Source organism: Jeongeupia sp. USM3 (assembly GCF_001808185.1).
In the GTDB taxonomy this organism is placed as follows: domain Bacteria; phylum Pseudomonadota; class Gammaproteobacteria; order Burkholderiales; family Chitinibacteraceae; genus Jeongeupia.
This window is the reverse complement of sequence record NZ_CP017668.1, coordinates 294,960-310,146: the sequence shown is the minus strand read 5'-3', so window position 1 is coordinate 310,146 and position 15,187 is coordinate 294,960. Positions and strand designations below refer to the sequence as shown.

At 65.3% G+C, this 15,187-nt stretch carries 11 protein-coding genes; 10 read left to right on the top strand and 1 reads right to left on the bottom strand.

Annotated elements, in window-relative coordinates; genetic code table 11:
* The first annotated feature begins 15 nt into the window (after positions 1 to 15).
* The 7 genes from BJP62_RS01440 to BJP62_RS01410 all read left to right on the top strand — a co-directional run bounded on the left by BJP62_RS01440 (position 16) and on the right by BJP62_RS01410 (position 7,073).
* Positions 16 to 834 carry a pyruvate, water dikinase regulatory protein gene (locus BJP62_RS01440; protein WP_070525793.1) on the top strand — a complete coding sequence of 273 codons (819 nt, stop codon included), beginning with the start codon at positions 16 to 18 and terminating at the stop codon, positions 832 to 834.
* 22 nt (positions 835 to 856) lie between these two features.
* Positions 857 to 1,675 carry a pyruvate, water dikinase regulatory protein gene (locus BJP62_RS01435; RefSeq protein WP_070525791.1) on the top strand — a complete coding sequence of 273 codons (819 nt, stop codon included), beginning with the start codon at positions 857 to 859 and terminating at the stop codon, positions 1,673 to 1,675.
* Positions 1,676 to 1,790: 115 nt separating this feature from the next.
* Positions 1,791 to 2,504 (top strand): septum site-determining protein MinC, encoded by a 714-nt coding sequence (gene minC, locus BJP62_RS01430; RefSeq protein WP_070525789.1) that lies wholly within the window; start codon positions 1,791 to 1,793, stop codon positions 2,502 to 2,504.
* Between the two features lie 30 nt (positions 2,505 to 2,534).
* On the top strand, positions 2,535 to 3,344 hold the full coding sequence (gene minD, locus BJP62_RS01425; protein ID WP_070525787.1) for a septum site-determining protein MinD: 810 nt from the start codon (positions 2,535 to 2,537) through the stop codon (positions 3,342 to 3,344).
* A 3-nt stretch (positions 3,345 to 3,347) separates the two neighbouring features.
* Positions 3,348 to 3,611 (top strand): cell division topological specificity factor MinE, encoded by a 264-nt coding sequence (minE, locus tag BJP62_RS01420; RefSeq protein ID WP_070525784.1) that lies wholly within the window; start codon positions 3,348 to 3,350, stop codon positions 3,609 to 3,611.
* A 70-nt stretch (positions 3,612 to 3,681) separates the two neighbouring features.
* Positions 3,682 to 4,491 (top strand): type I methionyl aminopeptidase, encoded by an 810-nt coding sequence (gene map, locus BJP62_RS01415; RefSeq protein ID WP_070525782.1) that lies wholly within the window; start codon positions 3,682 to 3,684, stop codon positions 4,489 to 4,491.
* A 26-nt stretch (positions 4,492 to 4,517) separates the two neighbouring features.
* Positions 4,518 to 7,073 carry a [protein-PII] uridylyltransferase gene (locus BJP62_RS01410; protein WP_145927060.1) on the top strand — a complete coding sequence of 852 codons (2,556 nt, stop codon included), beginning with the start codon at positions 4,518 to 4,520 and terminating at the stop codon, positions 7,071 to 7,073.
* Between the two features lie 4 nt (positions 7,074 to 7,077).
* Here BJP62_RS01410 and BJP62_RS01405 read toward each other — a convergent pair whose 3' ends face one another.
* Positions 7,078 to 8,484 carry a transglycosylase SLT domain-containing protein gene (locus BJP62_RS01405; RefSeq protein WP_168163772.1) on the bottom strand — a complete coding sequence of 469 codons (1,407 nt, stop codon included), beginning with the start codon at positions 8,482 to 8,484 and terminating at the stop codon, positions 7,078 to 7,080.
* Between the two features lie 167 nt (positions 8,485 to 8,651).
* Here BJP62_RS01405 and BJP62_RS01400 point away from each other — a divergent pair, with 167 nt between their 5' ends.
* The 3 genes from BJP62_RS01400 to BJP62_RS01390 all read left to right on the top strand — a co-directional run bounded on the left by BJP62_RS01400 (position 8,652) and on the right by BJP62_RS01390 (position 15,122).
* Positions 8,652 to 10,556 (top strand): ATP-binding cassette domain-containing protein, encoded by a 1,905-nt coding sequence (locus tag BJP62_RS01400; protein ID WP_070525777.1) that lies wholly within the window; start codon positions 8,652 to 8,654, stop codon positions 10,554 to 10,556.
* Between the two features lie 2 nt (positions 10,557 to 10,558).
* Positions 10,559 to 13,459 (top strand): PAS domain S-box protein, encoded by a 2,901-nt coding sequence (locus tag BJP62_RS01395; RefSeq protein ID WP_070525775.1) that lies wholly within the window; start codon positions 10,559 to 10,561, stop codon positions 13,457 to 13,459.
* Positions 13,460 to 13,529: 70 nt separating this feature from the next.
* Entirely contained in the window at positions 13,530 to 15,122 is a 1,593-nt protein-coding gene (locus BJP62_RS01390; RefSeq protein ID WP_070525773.1) for a peptide chain release factor 3, read from the top strand.
* Positions 15,123 to 15,187: the final 65 nt, after the last annotated feature.

Below are 15,187 nucleotides of genomic sequence, written 5' to 3'. Positions count from 1 at the left end.
GCGCCCGGAGCCCCGATGCCTCGCACTGCCTTCTTCGTATCCGACCGAACCGGCATCACCGCAGAAATGCTCGGCCACAGCCTGATCACCCAGTTCGAAGACGTGAACTTCCGCCGCATCACCCTGCCGTACATCGACAGCGCCGAAAAGGCCCATGAAGCCACCGCCCGCATCCGCCACCAGGCCGAAGTCGACGGCTGCCGGCCCATCGTCTTTTCGACCGTCGTCGACGATGCGCTGCGCGAGATCATTCATGTCGACGAAGCGCTGACGCTGGATTTCTTCGAAATCTTCATCGGCCCGCTCGAAAAGGAGCTCGGCCGTGAATCTTCACACTCGGTCGGCAAGACGCACGGCATCGCCAACTTCGACGAATACAAGGCGCGGATTGATGCGGTCAATTTCGCGCTCAACCACGACGACGGCGTGATGCCGCGCGACCTGAACGAAGCCGACATCATCCTGATCGGCGTTTCCCGGGCCGCCAAGACGCCAACCTGCCTGTACCTGGCGCTGCAGTATGGCATCAAGGCCGCCAACTATCCGCTGACACCGGAAGACTTCGGCCAGCACACGCTGCCCAAGCTGCTGCTGCCCTACCGCAACAAGCTGTTCGGCCTGACGATCGACCCGGTCCGGCTCGCGCAGATCCGCGAGGAGCGCAAGCCGAACAGCAAGTACGCCGCACTCGACAACTGCCAGTTCGAGGTCGGCGAAGCCGAAGCGCTGATGCGCCATGTCGGCGTCCCCTACCTCGCATCGACGACGCGTTCGATCGAGGAGCTGGCCACCACCATCATGCACCGCACCGGACTGACCCGGCGCACCTACTGAGGGCGCCAAGCCCGGAGTCGTCATGCCCCGCACCGCTTTCTTCGTTTCCGGCCGGACCGGCATCACCGCCGAGATGCTCGGCCACAGCCTGATCAGCCAGTTCGAAGAGGTCAATTTCCGCCGGATCACGCTGCCGTACATCGACTGCATCGACAAGGCGCGCGAAGCGATCGAACAGATCCGCGAGCAGGCCCGTACCGACGGCGTGCGGCCGGTGGTCTTCTCGACGCTGATCGACGAGGACCTGCGGCAGTGTTTCTACATCGAGGAAGCGCTGACGGTCGATATTTTCGCGACCTTCATCAAGCCGCTCGAAGAGGAGCTCGGCGTCAAGTCGTCGCATACCGTCGGCAAGGTCCACGGCATCGCCAACTTCGAGGAATACAAGAACCGCATCGACGCGGTGAACTACTCGATGAGCCACGACGACGGCGGCATCTCCCGCAACCTGGCCGACGCCGACGTGATCCTCGTCGGCGTGTCGCGCGCCGGCAAGACGCCGACCTGCCTGTACCTGGCGCTGCAGTACGGCATCAAGGCCGCCAACTACCCGCTGACGCCCGAAGATTTCGCCGACCACAAGCTGCCGCGCGTGCTCGCCCATCACCGCAGCAAGCTGTTCGGACTGACGATCCAGCCCGAACGGCTGTCGCAGATCCGCGCCGAGCGCAAACCGGGCAGCCACTACGCGTCGATCGACATCTGCCGCGCCGAGGTCGCCGAGGCGGAAACGCTGATGAAGCAGGCACAGATCCCTTATCTGAACACCACCTCGCTTTCGATCGAGGAACTCGCCAGCTCGATCCTGCACCACAGCGGTTTGAAGCGCCGGCTGTTCTGAGCTGTGAGCTGAGTCACTGCGGCGCCGTCCGCACAAGCGCTTACGCGCAACTACAGCTTTCGCACCCCAAACCGAACCGGTACACTCGGCGTTTCCTTCGTCCGCACTCCACACCATGCCCAGCGGTAACACCGAGACGGCCTCGGCCTTCGAATTCAAGAGCGCCAGCGTGCAACTGGTCAGCTTCGTCCCCGCGACGCTCGACCCCGAACGACTCGAGGACGAGCTGCGGGACAAGCTCGGCGACGGCGAGCACATGCTCAGCGGCGCCCACGTCGCCATCGACTTCTCCAGCCTGCCGCAAACGCCGGACAGCGACATGCTGCGTACCGCGGTCGCGCTGCTCGCCCGCTTCGGCCTCGACGCAGTCGCGGCCCAGGGCGGCAACGACGCGCAACTGGCCGCAGCGCGCGACGCCGGGCTGATCGTCATCGACAGCGACGCCGTCACGCACCTGTCGCCACCAAAACCGGCCGAAGCCGAGCGCGTACCGGCGATGATCGTCACCAAGCCGATCCGCGCCGGCCAGCAGGTTTACGCCCGCGGCGGCGACCTCGTCGTACTGGCGCTGGTTTCGAACGGCGCGGAGGTCATCGCCGACGGCAGCATCCACGTCTACGCGCCGTTGCGCGGCCGGGCACTCGCCGGCGCACGCGGCGATGCCGCCGCCCGTATTTACACGACCTGCCTCGAGGCCGAACTGGTGTCGATCGCCGGCGTCTACCGGACACTGGAAGAGGCACTGCCGGCCAACATCAAGTCGGCCGCCGCGCAGGTCCGCCTCGATGAAAACAAACTCGTGATCGAGGCCCTGAGCGGCCTCGTCTAAACCAGCAGATACATAAAGGATTTCAGCAACGTGGCCAAGATCATCGTCGTCACCTCCGGCAAGGGAGGCGTAGGCAAGACCACCACCAGCGCCAGCTTCGCAACCGGGCTCGCGCTGCGCGGCTTCAAGACCGCCGTCATCGACTTCGACGTCGGCCTGCGCAACCTCGACCTGATCATGGGGTGCGAGCGCCGTGTCGTGTACGACTTCGTCAACGTCGTGCAGGGCGAAGCCTCGCTGAAGCAGGCGCTGATCAAGGACAAGAACTGCGACAACCTGTACATCCTGCCGGCGTCGCAGACCCGCGACAAGGACGCACTGTCGAAGGAAGGCGTCGAGAAGGTACTCAAGGAACTCGAGCACGAAGCGTTCGACTACGTGATCTGCGACAGCCCGGCCGGCATTGAGACCGGTGCCTTCCTGGCGCTGTACTTCGCCGACGAGGCCATCGTCGTCACCAACCCGGAAGTCAGCTCGGTGCGCGACTCGGACCGCATCATCGGCATCCTCGACGCCAAGTCGAAGAAGGCCGAGGAAGGCGGTTCGGTCAAGACCCATCTGCTGGTCACCCGCTACAGCCCCAAGCGTGTCGACTCGGGCGAGATGCTCTCGCTCGACGACGTCCAGCACCTGCTGCGCATTTCGCTGATCGGCGTGATCCCGGAGTCCGAGTCCGTGCTGCAGGCCTCGAACGCCGGCTCGCCGGCGATCCACCTGAACGGCTCGGACGTGTCCGAAGCGTACAAGGACGTCGTCGCCCGCTTCCTCGGCGAACAGAAGCCGTTGCGGTTTATCGATGCACCGAAGCAGCCGTTCTGGAAGCGGCTCTTTGGAGGTTAATGAATGTCTATCCTGAGTTATTTTTTCGGCGAAAAAAAGAAAACTGCCTCGGTTGCCCGCGAACGGCTGCAGATCATCCTTGCGCACGAACGCGCCGGCGGCCGTGCAACGCCGGACTACCTGCCGCAGCTGCAGAAGGAGCTGATGGAGGTGATCTCCAAGTACGTGTCGGTTAATCCGGACGACATCAAGGTCCAGCTCGACAAGAAAGACGACATGGAGGTGCTTGAAGTGAATATCGTGCTCCCGGAAGGGCCGCGGCGATAGAATCCAAGCATTCCGTGCCATACGATCCAAAGAGAGGCGCACGCCTCTCTTTGCCATTTCAGGACTCCCCATGACGATCGTCATCAAGACCAGCGAAGACATCGCGAAAATGCGTATCGCCGGCCGGCTGGCCAGCGAAGTGCTCGACTACATCACGCCGCACGTCGCTCCCGGCGTCACCACCGAAGCACTCGACAGGCTGTGCGCCGATTACATGCGCGACGTGCAGGGAACGATCGCCGCGCCGCTCAACTACTGCCCGCCCGGCTACACGCCCTATCCGAAGTCGATCTGCACCTCGGTGAACAACGTGATCTGCCACGGCATCCCGAACGACAAGCCGCTGAAGAACGGCGACATCGTCAACCTCGACATCACCGTCATCAAGGACGGTTACCACGGCGACACCAGCCGCACCTTCCTGATCGGCGACAAGGTGCCGCTGCACGCGAAGCGCCTGGTGCAGGTCACCTACGACTGCATGTGGCTCGGCATCGATCAGGTCAGGCCGGGCGCCCACCTCGGCGATATCGGCGCGGCGATCCAGCACTACGCCGAGAAGGCCGGCTTCTCGATCGTGCGCGAGTTCTGCGGCCACGGCATCGGCCAGGTGTTCCACGAGGAGCCGCAGGTCGTCCACTACGGCAAGGCCGGCACCGGCATCGAGCTTGTTCCCGGCATGATTTTCACGATCGAACCGATGATCAACGCCGGCAAGCGCGAACTCCGGGTCATGCCCGACGGCTGGACCGTCGTCACCAAGGACCGCAGCCTGTCGGCGCAATGGGAGCACACGATCCTGGTGACCGACAGCGGCTACGAGGTACTGACCGTTTCGGACGGCGCCCCTGCCCGCCCGGAACGTTACCTGCTCGACTGAGTTTCACCCTACCCAGAGGACCGCCGATGCGCTCGGTCAACGCGATTCGTGACGACTACGCCGCCGCCAAGCTTGCACTGCGAGCCCGCTTCGCCGCGCCGCGCCGCACCACCCCCCTGCTGCGCGCGCTGGCCCGGCAGACCGATGCCACGCTGTGCGAGCTGTGGGAGCGCCATCAGTTCGGCTGCGACGTGCTGCTGGTCGCCGTCGGCGGCTACGGCCGCGGCGAGCTGTATCCGCACTCGGACATCGACCTGCTGATCCTGCTGCCGGACCAGCTCGGCCCGGCGCTGCTCGAGAAACTCGAGGTCTTCGTTGGCGAGCTGTGGGACATCGGCCTCGAGGTCGGCCACTCGGTCCGGACCGTCGCCGACTGCCTTGCCGAAGCGGAAAAGGACATCACCGTCCAGACGGCCCTGCTCGAATCCAGGCTGCTGGTCGGCGACGAGGCGCGCTTTGCCGCGTTTCGCGACACGGTCTACCGCTATATCGACCCGAAGGAATTCTTCGAAGCCAAGCTGCTCGAGCAGCAGGCGCGCTATGGCCGCTTCCAGAACGCCACCTACAAGCTCGAACCCAACCTGAAGGAAGCGCCGGGCGGCCTGCGCGACCTGCACCTGATCGGCTGGATCGCCGCCAGCCTCGGCCTCGGACGCGACTGGCGCGCACTGGCGGCGATGGGCATGCTGACGCGCGAGGAAGGCCAGAAGCTGCGGCGCGCCGAGCGCGTACTGCGGACGATACGCATCCAGCTGCACTGGCTGGCGCGCCGGCGCGAAGACCGCATCCTGTTCGACCACCAGAACCGGCTTGCCGACCTGTTCGGCTACGAGGACGACGGCAAGCTGCGCGCCAGCGAACAGCTGATGGCCCGCTACTACCTGGCCGCGCGCATCATCACCCAGTTGGCGCCGCTGCTGGTCCAGGCATTGCGCGCGCGGATCTTCTCGCAGGTCGGCAGCGACGCCGTGGCGCTCAATCCGCGCTTCCGGTTGCGTGGCAGCACGCTCGAAATCACCGCGCCGGACGTGTTCGAGCGCGAACCGTCGGCAATCCTCGAGCTCTTCCTGCAGTTCGAGCAGCAGCGCGATGTCACCGACATCGCGCCTGAAACGCTGCGCGCGCTCTGGCACGCCCGCCCGCACATCGACGACGATTTCCGCGCCGATCCGCACAACCGCGAACTGTTCATCCAGCTGTTCCGCGAGCCGCGCGGCCTGACCCGCATCCTGCGGCGGATGAACCAGTACGGCGTGCTCGGCCGCTACATCCCGAAGTTCGGCGAGCTCGTCGGCCGGATGCAGCACGACCTGTTCCACGTCTATACCGTCGACGAACACACGCTGATGGTGCTGCGGAACATGCGCCGCTTCGCCCAGCCGGCGTTCACGCACGAGTACCCGCTGTGCTCGCGGCTGATCGAGGGGTTCGAGCACCCCGAGGCGCTCTACCTCGCCGCGCTGTTCCACGATATCGGCAAGGGGCGCGGCGGCGACCACTCCAAGCTCGGCGCCGACATCGCCCGCGAATTCGTCGACCAGCACCCGCTGCGCGACGACGATCGCGCGCTGGTCGTCTGGCTGGTCGAGCACCACCTGACGATGTCGCATGTCGCCCAGAAGCAGGACGTCTACGACCCCGAGGTCGTCGCGCACTTCGCCGAGCTCGTCGGCACGCAGCGCCGGCTGACCGCGCTCTACCTGCTCACCGTCGCCGACATCCGCGGCACCAGCCCCAAGGTCTGGAATGCGTGGAAGGCCAAGCTGCTCGAGGACCTGTTCAGGGCAACGCAGCGCCAGCTCGCCAGCGAAGACCTGCCCCCGTCGACCTGGCTCGAAGAACGCCAGGAGGACGCACTGAGCCAGCTGCGGCTGTACGGGCTGCGCAACGACGCCCACACGGCGTTCTGGAACGAGCTCGACACCGTCTACTTCCTGCGGCACGAAGCGCGCGAGATCGCCTGGCACACGCGCCAGCTCTTCAACAAGGTCGGCAGCACCACGCCGATCGTCCGCGCCCGGCTGTCAGAGTCGGGCGAAGGCCTGCAGGTGCTCGTCTACACCCGCGACATGCCGGACCTGTTTGCGCGGATCTGCAGCTTCTTCGAGCGCGCCGGCTACAACATTTTCGACGCGCACGTGCATACGACGCACCACGGCTATGCGCTCGACAGCTTCTACGTATTCATCCCGGAAAACCGCCACGACAGCTACCGTGATCTGATCGGCTTCGTCGAATACGAGCTGACCGAGCAACTGACCAGGGCCGGCCCGCTGCCGGCGCCGATCAAGGCGCGGGTTTCGCGCCAGCTCAAGCACTTCCCGGTGCAGCCGCACGTACTGATTCGCGCCGACGAACGCGGCAAGTTCCACGTGCTGTCGATCGCCGCCGGCGACCGTCCGGGCCTGCTGTCGACGATCGCCCGCGTGCTCGCCGACCACCGGATCGACATTCAGAGCGCCAAGATCATGACGCTGGGCGAGCGCGCCGAGGACAACTTCCTGATCTCGGGGCCGCGCCTCGGCGACGAACGCAGCATCCGCCAGCTCGAGGGCGAACTGCTGCAGGCGCTGCAGGTCTAGGACACTACTTGCCGGGCCTGCTGGCGTCGCGCTTGTCGGCGCTGCGCTCGGCGGCCTGATAGGCGAGATAGTAGCGGTTGACCGCCGACACGTAGTCGAGCAGGTGCTGGCCGACGGTGCGGCGCGCAACCTCCTCGACATTGCCTCGCCAGACATTGGGGTCAAGGCCTTGCGCCTTGGCCTTCTGCCGCAGTTGCTGCACCCGTCCCTCGCCGGCGTTGTACGACGCGATCATGAAGTAGAGCTGGTCGGTCGGCGTAATGCTGCTACCGGAAAACAGCCTGCGCAGGTACGACAGGTAGCGCGCCGCCGCGGTGACGTTCTGCTCGGTATCGTGCGGATCCTTCACGCCCATCTTGCGTGCGGTGCTCGGGTTCACCTGCATCAGCCCGGTCGGACCACCGCCCTTGCGCGTCATCGGCTGCAGCTTGGTTTCGCGCTGGCCGATCGCGGCGAGCAGCAGCCAGTCGAGATTGTTTGCCGCCGCCACCAGCTGCAGCATCGGCGCAAAAAAGCCGAGCTTGTCCGTCGCACTCATCTCGTCCGGCGCATCGGCGCGCGCATCCTTGGGCAGGAAGCGCTGCGTTTCGATTGCGGCCTTTTGCGCCAGCTTGCCGCCGGTCGATGCGATAAAGCCGTTGAGCACCGCCAGCAGCTGCGGATGCTCGGGCGCGACCGCCCACGCAACCGGCACCGTGTCGCCGGCGCAGGCCTGCGTCTTCAGCGCCGGGTAGCGCTTGCTCCACAAGCGGACCAGGTAATCGGTCGACACCGTCGCCGTCGCGCCACGCTGGACCTCGCCGAACAGCTTCTCGACCGGCTCGCCGGGCTGGGCGTCGGTCACCCTGACCGCGGCCAGCTCGTTCGCCAGTACGCGCCGACCGAAGCTCGCGGTCGGGATCGTCAGCGCCCGCTCGCCGAGTTCGTCGATTCTGGCCAACGCAGGTGCACTGCGGCTCTGCACCACGCACCAGCGCTCGTTCAGATACGGCGCAGTGAATTCGGCCAGATGGCCGGCGCCGGCAATCACCGGGATCAGCCCGGCGGCGATATCGCCTTCGCCGTCGCGCAACTTGGGCAGCAAGGCGCCTGCGTCGACCGGCACATACTGGATGCGCAGCGGCACCCGCCCTTTCGGGCGGTTGCGGTTCAGGTATTTTTCCAGCTCGGCGAGCATCGCGTACTCGACGCCTTGCGGCCGACCGTTGACGAAGAAATACGTCGACGGGCCGAGTGCGACCAGCACGCGCAAGCGGTCCGGCGGATTGGCCGGATCGTAGTCGGCACCGGCAAGCTCGGTCGGTTCGGTCAGGGCGGGGTGAATGCTGGCAGGAGCGGCGACGGGCTTCTTCTTGGGCGGCTTGCTGGCCGCCATCGACACCGGCGAGGCATAGACCAGGGCCAGCAACAAGTACCTGATCGCAAACGTTTTATACGGGTGGGCTGAGCGCATTTTTTTGATTCTAGCGGGATTCGATCAATTCGGCATGTCGCCAACACCGCTTGAAGCGGCCAGACAAATCCGTTACCGGCATCGGGCGCGCTTATAATGGCGCGCTTGTTGAATGGAAGACCGTCATGCCGCTGCTCCTCGTTGAAAACGCTTCGCTCGCCTTTGGCCACTGGCCGCTACTCGACCATGCCACGCTGGCGCTCGAGCCGGGCGAGCGCGTCGGGCTGATCGGCCGCAACGGTCAGGGCAAGTCGTCGCTGCTGAAAGCCGTTGCCGGCGTGATCCGGCTCGACGATGGCGACATCCGCATTCCGGCCGAGGTACGCACCGCCTATGTCGCACAGGAACCCGAGTTCACCGCCGGTGCAACGGTGTTCGACGCTGTGGCCGACGGCCTGGGCGAACTGAAACAGCTGCTTGCCGATTACCACGCGGCGACCCACAACCAGGACGGCTCGACCGCCGCGCTCGCACGGCTGACCGAGCTGCAGCACGAGATCGAGATTCGCGACGGCTGGCGCTTCGACGCACTGATCTCGACCACGCTGACCCACCTCGACCTGCCTGCCGACACGCCGGTGGCCGCATTGTCGGGCGGCTGGAAAAAGCGCGTCGCACTGGCCCGCGCGCTGGTGGTCGAACCGCAACTGCTGCTGCTCGACGAGCCGACCAACCACCTCGACGTCAGCGCGATCGAATGGCTCGAGGGCCTGCTGAACACCTTTGCAGGCAGCGTGCTGTTCATCACCCACGACCGGCGCTTCCTCGACAATGTCGCCACCCGCATCGTCGAACTCGACCGCGGTCGCGTCACGAGCTTTCCGGGCAACTTCAGCGCGTACGAAACGCGCAAGGCCGATCAGCTTGCCGCCGAGGAGCAGGTCAACAAGAAGTTCGACAAGGTACTGGCGCAGGAAGAAGTGTGGATCCGCAAGGGGATCGAGGCACGGCGCACCCGCAACGAAGGCCGCGTACGGCGGCTCGAGCAACTGCGGCGCGACCGTGCGGCACGGCGCGAGCGGGTCGGCAACGTCTCGTTCCAGCTCGACGCCGGCGAGCGCAGCGGTAAGCTCGTTGCCGAGTTCGAGCACGTCGGCAAATCGTTCGTCGACGCGAACGGCGGCGAAAAGCGCATCATCCGCGACTTCACCACGCGGCTGATCCGCGGCGACCGCGTCGGCCTGATCGGCCCGAACGGCGCCGGCAAGACGACGCTGCTCAAGCTGATCCTCGGCGAACTCGAGCCCGACACCGGCAGCGTCAAGCGCGGCACCAACCTGCAGGTCGCCTACTTCGACCAGTTCCGCACCCAGCTCGACGAAGAAGCCGCAATCGTCGACGTGATTGGCCAGGGCAAGGACTACGTCGAGATCGGCGGCCAGCGCAAGCACGTGATGGGCTATCTCGAGGAATTCCTGTTCGCGCCCGAGCGCGCGCGCAGCCCGGTCAAATCACTGTCGGGCGGCGAGCGCAACCGGCTGCTGCTGGCGATGCTGTTCACCCGTCCGGCCAACGTGCTGGTGCTCGACGAACCGACCAACGACCTCGACATCGACACGCTCGAGCTGCTGGAAAACCTGCTCGCCGACTATCCGGGCACGCTGTTCCTCGTCAGCCACGACCGCGCCTTCCTCGACAACGTCGTCACCCAGACGATTGCCTTCGAGGGCGACGGCCTGCTGGTCGAAAACGTCGGCGGTTTCGCCGACTGGCAGGCGGCACGCGCGCGCAAGCTGGCGCATGCGCCTGCCAAGGCGGCCGACGCAGAGATCAAATCCGCCACCGAACGCAACAAGCCGCGAACGCAGAAGCTCAGCTACAACGAGCAGCGCGAGCTCGAACGCCTGCCGGCCGAGATCGAAACCCTTGAGACCGAGCAGGCGGATTTGCAACAGGCGATGCTCGATCCGCTCCTTTACAAAGACAGCCCGATGAAAGCACGGGAAATGCAGGATAGAATCGACGCCATCGAAACCCTGCTGCTGGAAAAGCTCGAGCGCTGGGAAACCCTCGAGGCCAAACGCCCCTGAACATGAACTGGCCCACGAACTGGCCCTGGCCACGCCGGCACTCGAAATCGGCCCAGACGTCGCTGCAGCCGCTGCGGCGCGGCCTGATCCTGCTCTATGCGGCACTGATGGTCGTCGGCATCGCGATGCTGTTCTGGGCGACGTCCCGCGACTACCAGCAGGCGCTCGACGAAGCCGAACGGCAGAACCTCTCGCTCGCCCGGTCGCTCGACGAGCACGCGACCCGAACCTTCGTCTCGGTCGAGCAGGCGATGCAGAACATCATCGAAAACCTCGAAGGGCTTGGCGGCGTCGACCAGGCCGACGAGTACCTGACCTATCTGCTGCTGCGCGACAAGGTCAAGCTCGCGCCGCAGGTGCGCGGCATCATCGCGATCGACTCGCACGGGCGCATCCAGAGCCATGGCCTCGAATACCCGACCCGGCGCGTCGACCTGTCGGACCGCTCGTACTTCCGCGACCACCGGCAGTTCCCCGATCTGCGCCCGCAGATCCAGCTTCCGATCGTCAGCCGCACCGACGGCAAGTGGCTGATCCCGGTCACCCGGCGCATCAACCGGCCCGACGGCAGCTTCGGCGGCATCCTGCTTGCCGGGGTCGAACCGAACTACTTTCTCGATTTCTACCAGTCGCTGAAACTGCCGCCGAGCATGCACATCCAGCTGCTGCGCTCCGACGGTGTCGTCATCCTCAACTACCCGTTCGACGAGGTCCACGTCGGCCAAAGCGTGCGAGCGCGCGACCCGCTGAAGTTCGAGCAGCGCCGGCTGATGCGCAACACCACCTACCGGCAGGCATACCCGGCAACCGGCAAGAACGCACTCGTCGCCTTCCACGCCAGCCAGGGCGAATTGCCGCTGATCGTCACCGTCGCGATCGACGAAGACGCCGTGCTCGGCAAGTTCCGCGACAACCTGCTGACCCGGGCCATCGTCGCGCTGGCGCTGATGCTGATCGTCACCGTGCTGTTCTACCTGCTGCTGCGCCAGCTGCGGCGGATCGAGCAGATCGAGGGCCGGCTGTACCTGACCCAGTTCACCGTCGACGAGTCGCCCGACGCGGTGCTGTGGAGCGACCGCTTCGGCCATATCCGCTACGCCAACCGCTCGGCCTCGCGGATCACCCACTACACGCCGGACGACATCCTGGCGCTTCGCTTCGCCGACCTCTTCCCCAATATCGGCGAAGCGCAGTGGCTGGAGCTGTGGGGGCGGCTCAAGCAGGAACGCCAGCTCGTGCAGACGACGCACCAGCGCGACCGCTACGGCCAGTTGCTGCCGGTCGAAGTCACGCTGTCGCACATCGAGTTCAACAACGAGGCCTACACCTGCGCAACGGTGCGCGACATCACCGAGCGGCAGAACACCGAGCGCGAACTGCGTCGCCACCGTGACCATCTGCAGGATCTGGTGCTCGAGCGCACCGCCGAGATCCGCACCGTGCTCGACGCCAGCCCGCTGGCGATCATGCTCTCGGTCAAGGGCACGATCCGTCTCGTCAACCCGGCGTTCGAGAAGCTGTTCGGCTTCACCTCCGGCGCGATCATCGGCCAGCCGATGAGCCTGATCCACGCCGACCAGAGCGAGTTTTCCGACAGCCAGCAGCAGATGCTGCAGAAGGTCCAGCAGGGCGAAGTCTTCCGCGGCGAAATGGCGCTGTTCCGCCGCGACCTGTCCGAATTCTGGGCCATGCTGTACGCGAAGGCGCTCGACCCGGACGATGCGGACAAGGGCGTCATCTGCGTGATCGAGGACGTCACCGCGCAGCGGATCGCCGCACAGGCGCTGCGCCAGTCCGAACGCCTCAAGCGGACGATCATCGACACGACCGCCGACGGCTTCATCCTGCTCGACGCCTCCGGGCGCATCGTCGAGATCAACCAGGCGTTCTCGCGCCTGCTCGGCTACCGGCGCGAAGACGTCGTCGGCCACCCGCCGCAGGTGCTGTGGGGCGAGCAGGCGGCGAAAATCTTTCCGGCCGACCTGACGCGCCGCGTCGGCGCCGGCAACCACATCGCGGAAGTCAGCCTGCGCGCATCGACCGGTGAGTCGCAGCCCTTCCTCGTCAACTCGGCGGCGATCAACGACGAACATCAGCAGCTCGAATACGCGTTCGCCTTCCTGACCCACATCGGCCGGCTCAAGGAATTCGAGCGCAATCTGGTCGAGGCAAAGGAAGCGGCCGAAAGTGCCAACGTCGCCAAATCGGCCTTCCTCGCCAACATGTCGCACGAGCTGCGCACGCCGATGCACGCGATCCTGTCGTTCTCGGAAATGGGGCTGTCCAAGGTCGGCCGGACCGAGCCGACCAACCTCGCCCGCTATTTCGAGCGGATCAACTCGAGCGGCAACCGGCTGCTGGTGCTGCTGAACGACCTGCTGGACATGTCGCGGCTCGAAGCCAATCGCATGCAGTACGACAAGTCACGATATTGCCTGCAGCAGACGATCCAGGCGGCCGTCAGCGAGATCAACCCGCTCCTGATCGGCAAGCGGCTCGACCTCGACGCCGACGATGCAACACCGCCGCTGCTTGCCGTCTACGACAAGACCCGAGTGATGCAGGTCGTCGTCAACCTGCTGTCGAACGCGATCAAGTTCAGTCCGGTCGGCGGCAGCATCGCCATCGACTATCTGGCCGACGCAACGATCGACGGCAAGCCGGCGATCGGCCTCGCGGTGCGCGACCACGGCCCCGGCATCCCGCCCGACGAGCTCGAGCAGATCTTCGACAAGTTCATCCAGAGCAGCCGGATGCGCGCGACCGGCGGCACCGGGCTCGGGCTGGCGATCAGCCGGCAGATCATGGAAGACCATGGCGGCAAGGTTTTCGCCGCCAACCACATCGACGGCGGCGCCGTGTTCACACTGCTGCTGCCGGCGGAGCGCGACGCGGGCCGCTGAGTTTTGAATACCGGGCGATTGGCGTACAATGCCGCGCTTTCCTGCCGCAAATCCAAGATAAATCAAGACCATGCCCACGCTCGCCCAGCAAGTTGCCCGCCGGCGCACCTTTGCCATCATCTCGCACCCGGACGCCGGTAAGACCACGCTGACCGAGAAGCTGCTGCTGTTCTCGGGCGCGATCCAGCTCGCCGGCACCGTCAAGGGCAAGAAGGGCGGCAAGTTTGCCACCTCGGACTGGATGGACATCGAAAAGCAGCGCGGCATTTCGGTCGCTTCTTCGGTGATGCAGTTCGACTATCGCGACCACGTTGTCAATCTGCTCGACACCCCGGGCCACCAGGACTTCTCCGAAGACACCTACCGCGTGCTCACGGCGGTCGACTCGGCACTGATGGTGATCGACGCGGCCAAGGGCGTCGAGGAACAGACGATCAAACTCCTGAACGTCTGCCGGCTGCGCAATACGCCGATCGTCACCTTCATGAACAAGTACGACCGCGAAGTGCGCGACAGCCTCGAGCTGCTCGACGAGGTCGAATCGGTGCTGCAGATCCGCTGCGCGCCGGTGACCTGGCCGATCGGCATGGGCAAGACCTTCCGCGGCGTCTACCACATCCTCAACGACGAAGTCCTGCTGTTCAACGCCGGCGGCGGCAAGGCCGACGGCAGCGTCGAGATCATCAAGGGGCTCGACAACCCGCGCCTGGACGAGCTGTTCCCGCTCGAGATCGGCAATACGCGGATGGAAATGGAGCTGGTGCACGGCGCGAGCCATCCGTTCAACCTCGACGAGTTCCTCGCCGGTACGCTGACACCGGTGTTCTTCGGCTCGGCGATCAACAACTTCGGCGTGCGCGAGATCCTCAACGCACTGGTCGACTGGGCGCCGGCGCCGGGCTCGCGCGACGCGACCGTACGCAGCGTCGACCCGACCGAAGAGAAGTTCTCGGCCTTCGTGTTCAAGATCCAGGCAAACATGGACCCGAAGCATCGCGACCGGATCGCCTTCCTGCGCGTCTGCTCGGGCGAGTTCTCGCGCGGCATGAAGTTCAAGCACCTGCGCCTCGGCCGCGACATCGCGGCCAACTCGGTGGTGACCTTCATGGCGCAGGGTCGCGAACAGGTCGAAGAGGCTTACGCCGGCGACATCATCGGCCTGCCGAACCACGGTAATATCCAGATCGGCGACTCGTTCTCCGAAGGCGAGGCGCTGTCGTTCACCGGCATCCCCTACTTCGCGCCGGAACTGTTCCGCATCGTCCGGATCAAGAACCCGCTCAAGCTCAAGCAGCTGCAGAAAGGCCTGCAGCAGCTCGGCGAGGAAGGCGCGGTACAGGTCTTCAAGCCGCTGAACGGCTCGGACCTGATCCTCGGCGCGGTCGGTGTCCTGCAGTTCGAGGTCGTCGCCTCGCGACTGCTGAACGAGTACGGCGTCGAAGCGATTTTCGAATCGACGACGATCTACACCGCCCGCTGGGTCAGCTGCGAGAACGCCAAGAAGCTGACCGACTTCGAGAACAGCCTCGGCAACAACCTGGCGCGCGACGCCGCCGACAGCCTCGCCTACCTGGCCACCAGCCGCGTCAACCTCTCGCTGACGCAAGAGCGCTGGCCGGACATCGTCTTCCACGCCACCCGCGAGCATGCGGTGACGCTCTAAGCCAACCGTATAACCGCAAAGAACGGGCCGACTCATGTCGGCCCGTTTTGTTTTCCGCCACCTGG

What these genes read in the sequence shown, in the direction of transcription:
- BJP62_RS01440 (WP_070525793.1), top strand. Translation starts at nt 16, where the DNA reads ATGCCTCGCACTGCCTTCTTCGTATCCGACCGAACCGGCATCACCGCA.
- BJP62_RS01435 (WP_070525791.1), top strand. Translation starts at nt 857, where the DNA reads ATGCCCCGCACCGCTTTCTTCGTTTCCGGCCGGACCGGCATCACCGCC.
- minC (WP_070525789.1), top strand. Translation starts at nt 1,791, where the DNA reads ATGCCCAGCGGTAACACCGAGACGGCCTCGGCCTTCGAATTCAAGAGC.
- minE (WP_070525784.1), top strand. Translation starts at nt 3,348, where the DNA reads ATGTCTATCCTGAGTTATTTTTTCGGCGAAAAAAAGAAAACTGCCTCG.
- map (WP_070525782.1), top strand. Translation starts at nt 3,682, where the DNA reads ATGACGATCGTCATCAAGACCAGCGAAGACATCGCGAAAATGCGTATC.
- BJP62_RS01410 (WP_145927060.1), top strand. Translation starts at nt 4,518, where the DNA reads ATGCGCTCGGTCAACGCGATTCGTGACGACTACGCCGCCGCCAAGCTT.
- BJP62_RS01400 (WP_070525777.1), top strand. Translation starts at nt 8,652, where the DNA reads ATGCCGCTGCTCCTCGTTGAAAACGCTTCGCTCGCCTTTGGCCACTGG.
- BJP62_RS01395 (WP_070525775.1), top strand. Translation starts at nt 10,559, where the DNA reads ATGAACTGGCCCACGAACTGGCCCTGGCCACGCCGGCACTCGAAATCG.
- BJP62_RS01390 (WP_070525773.1), top strand. Translation starts at nt 13,530, where the DNA reads ATGCCCACGCTCGCCCAGCAAGTTGCCCGCCGGCGCACCTTTGCCATC.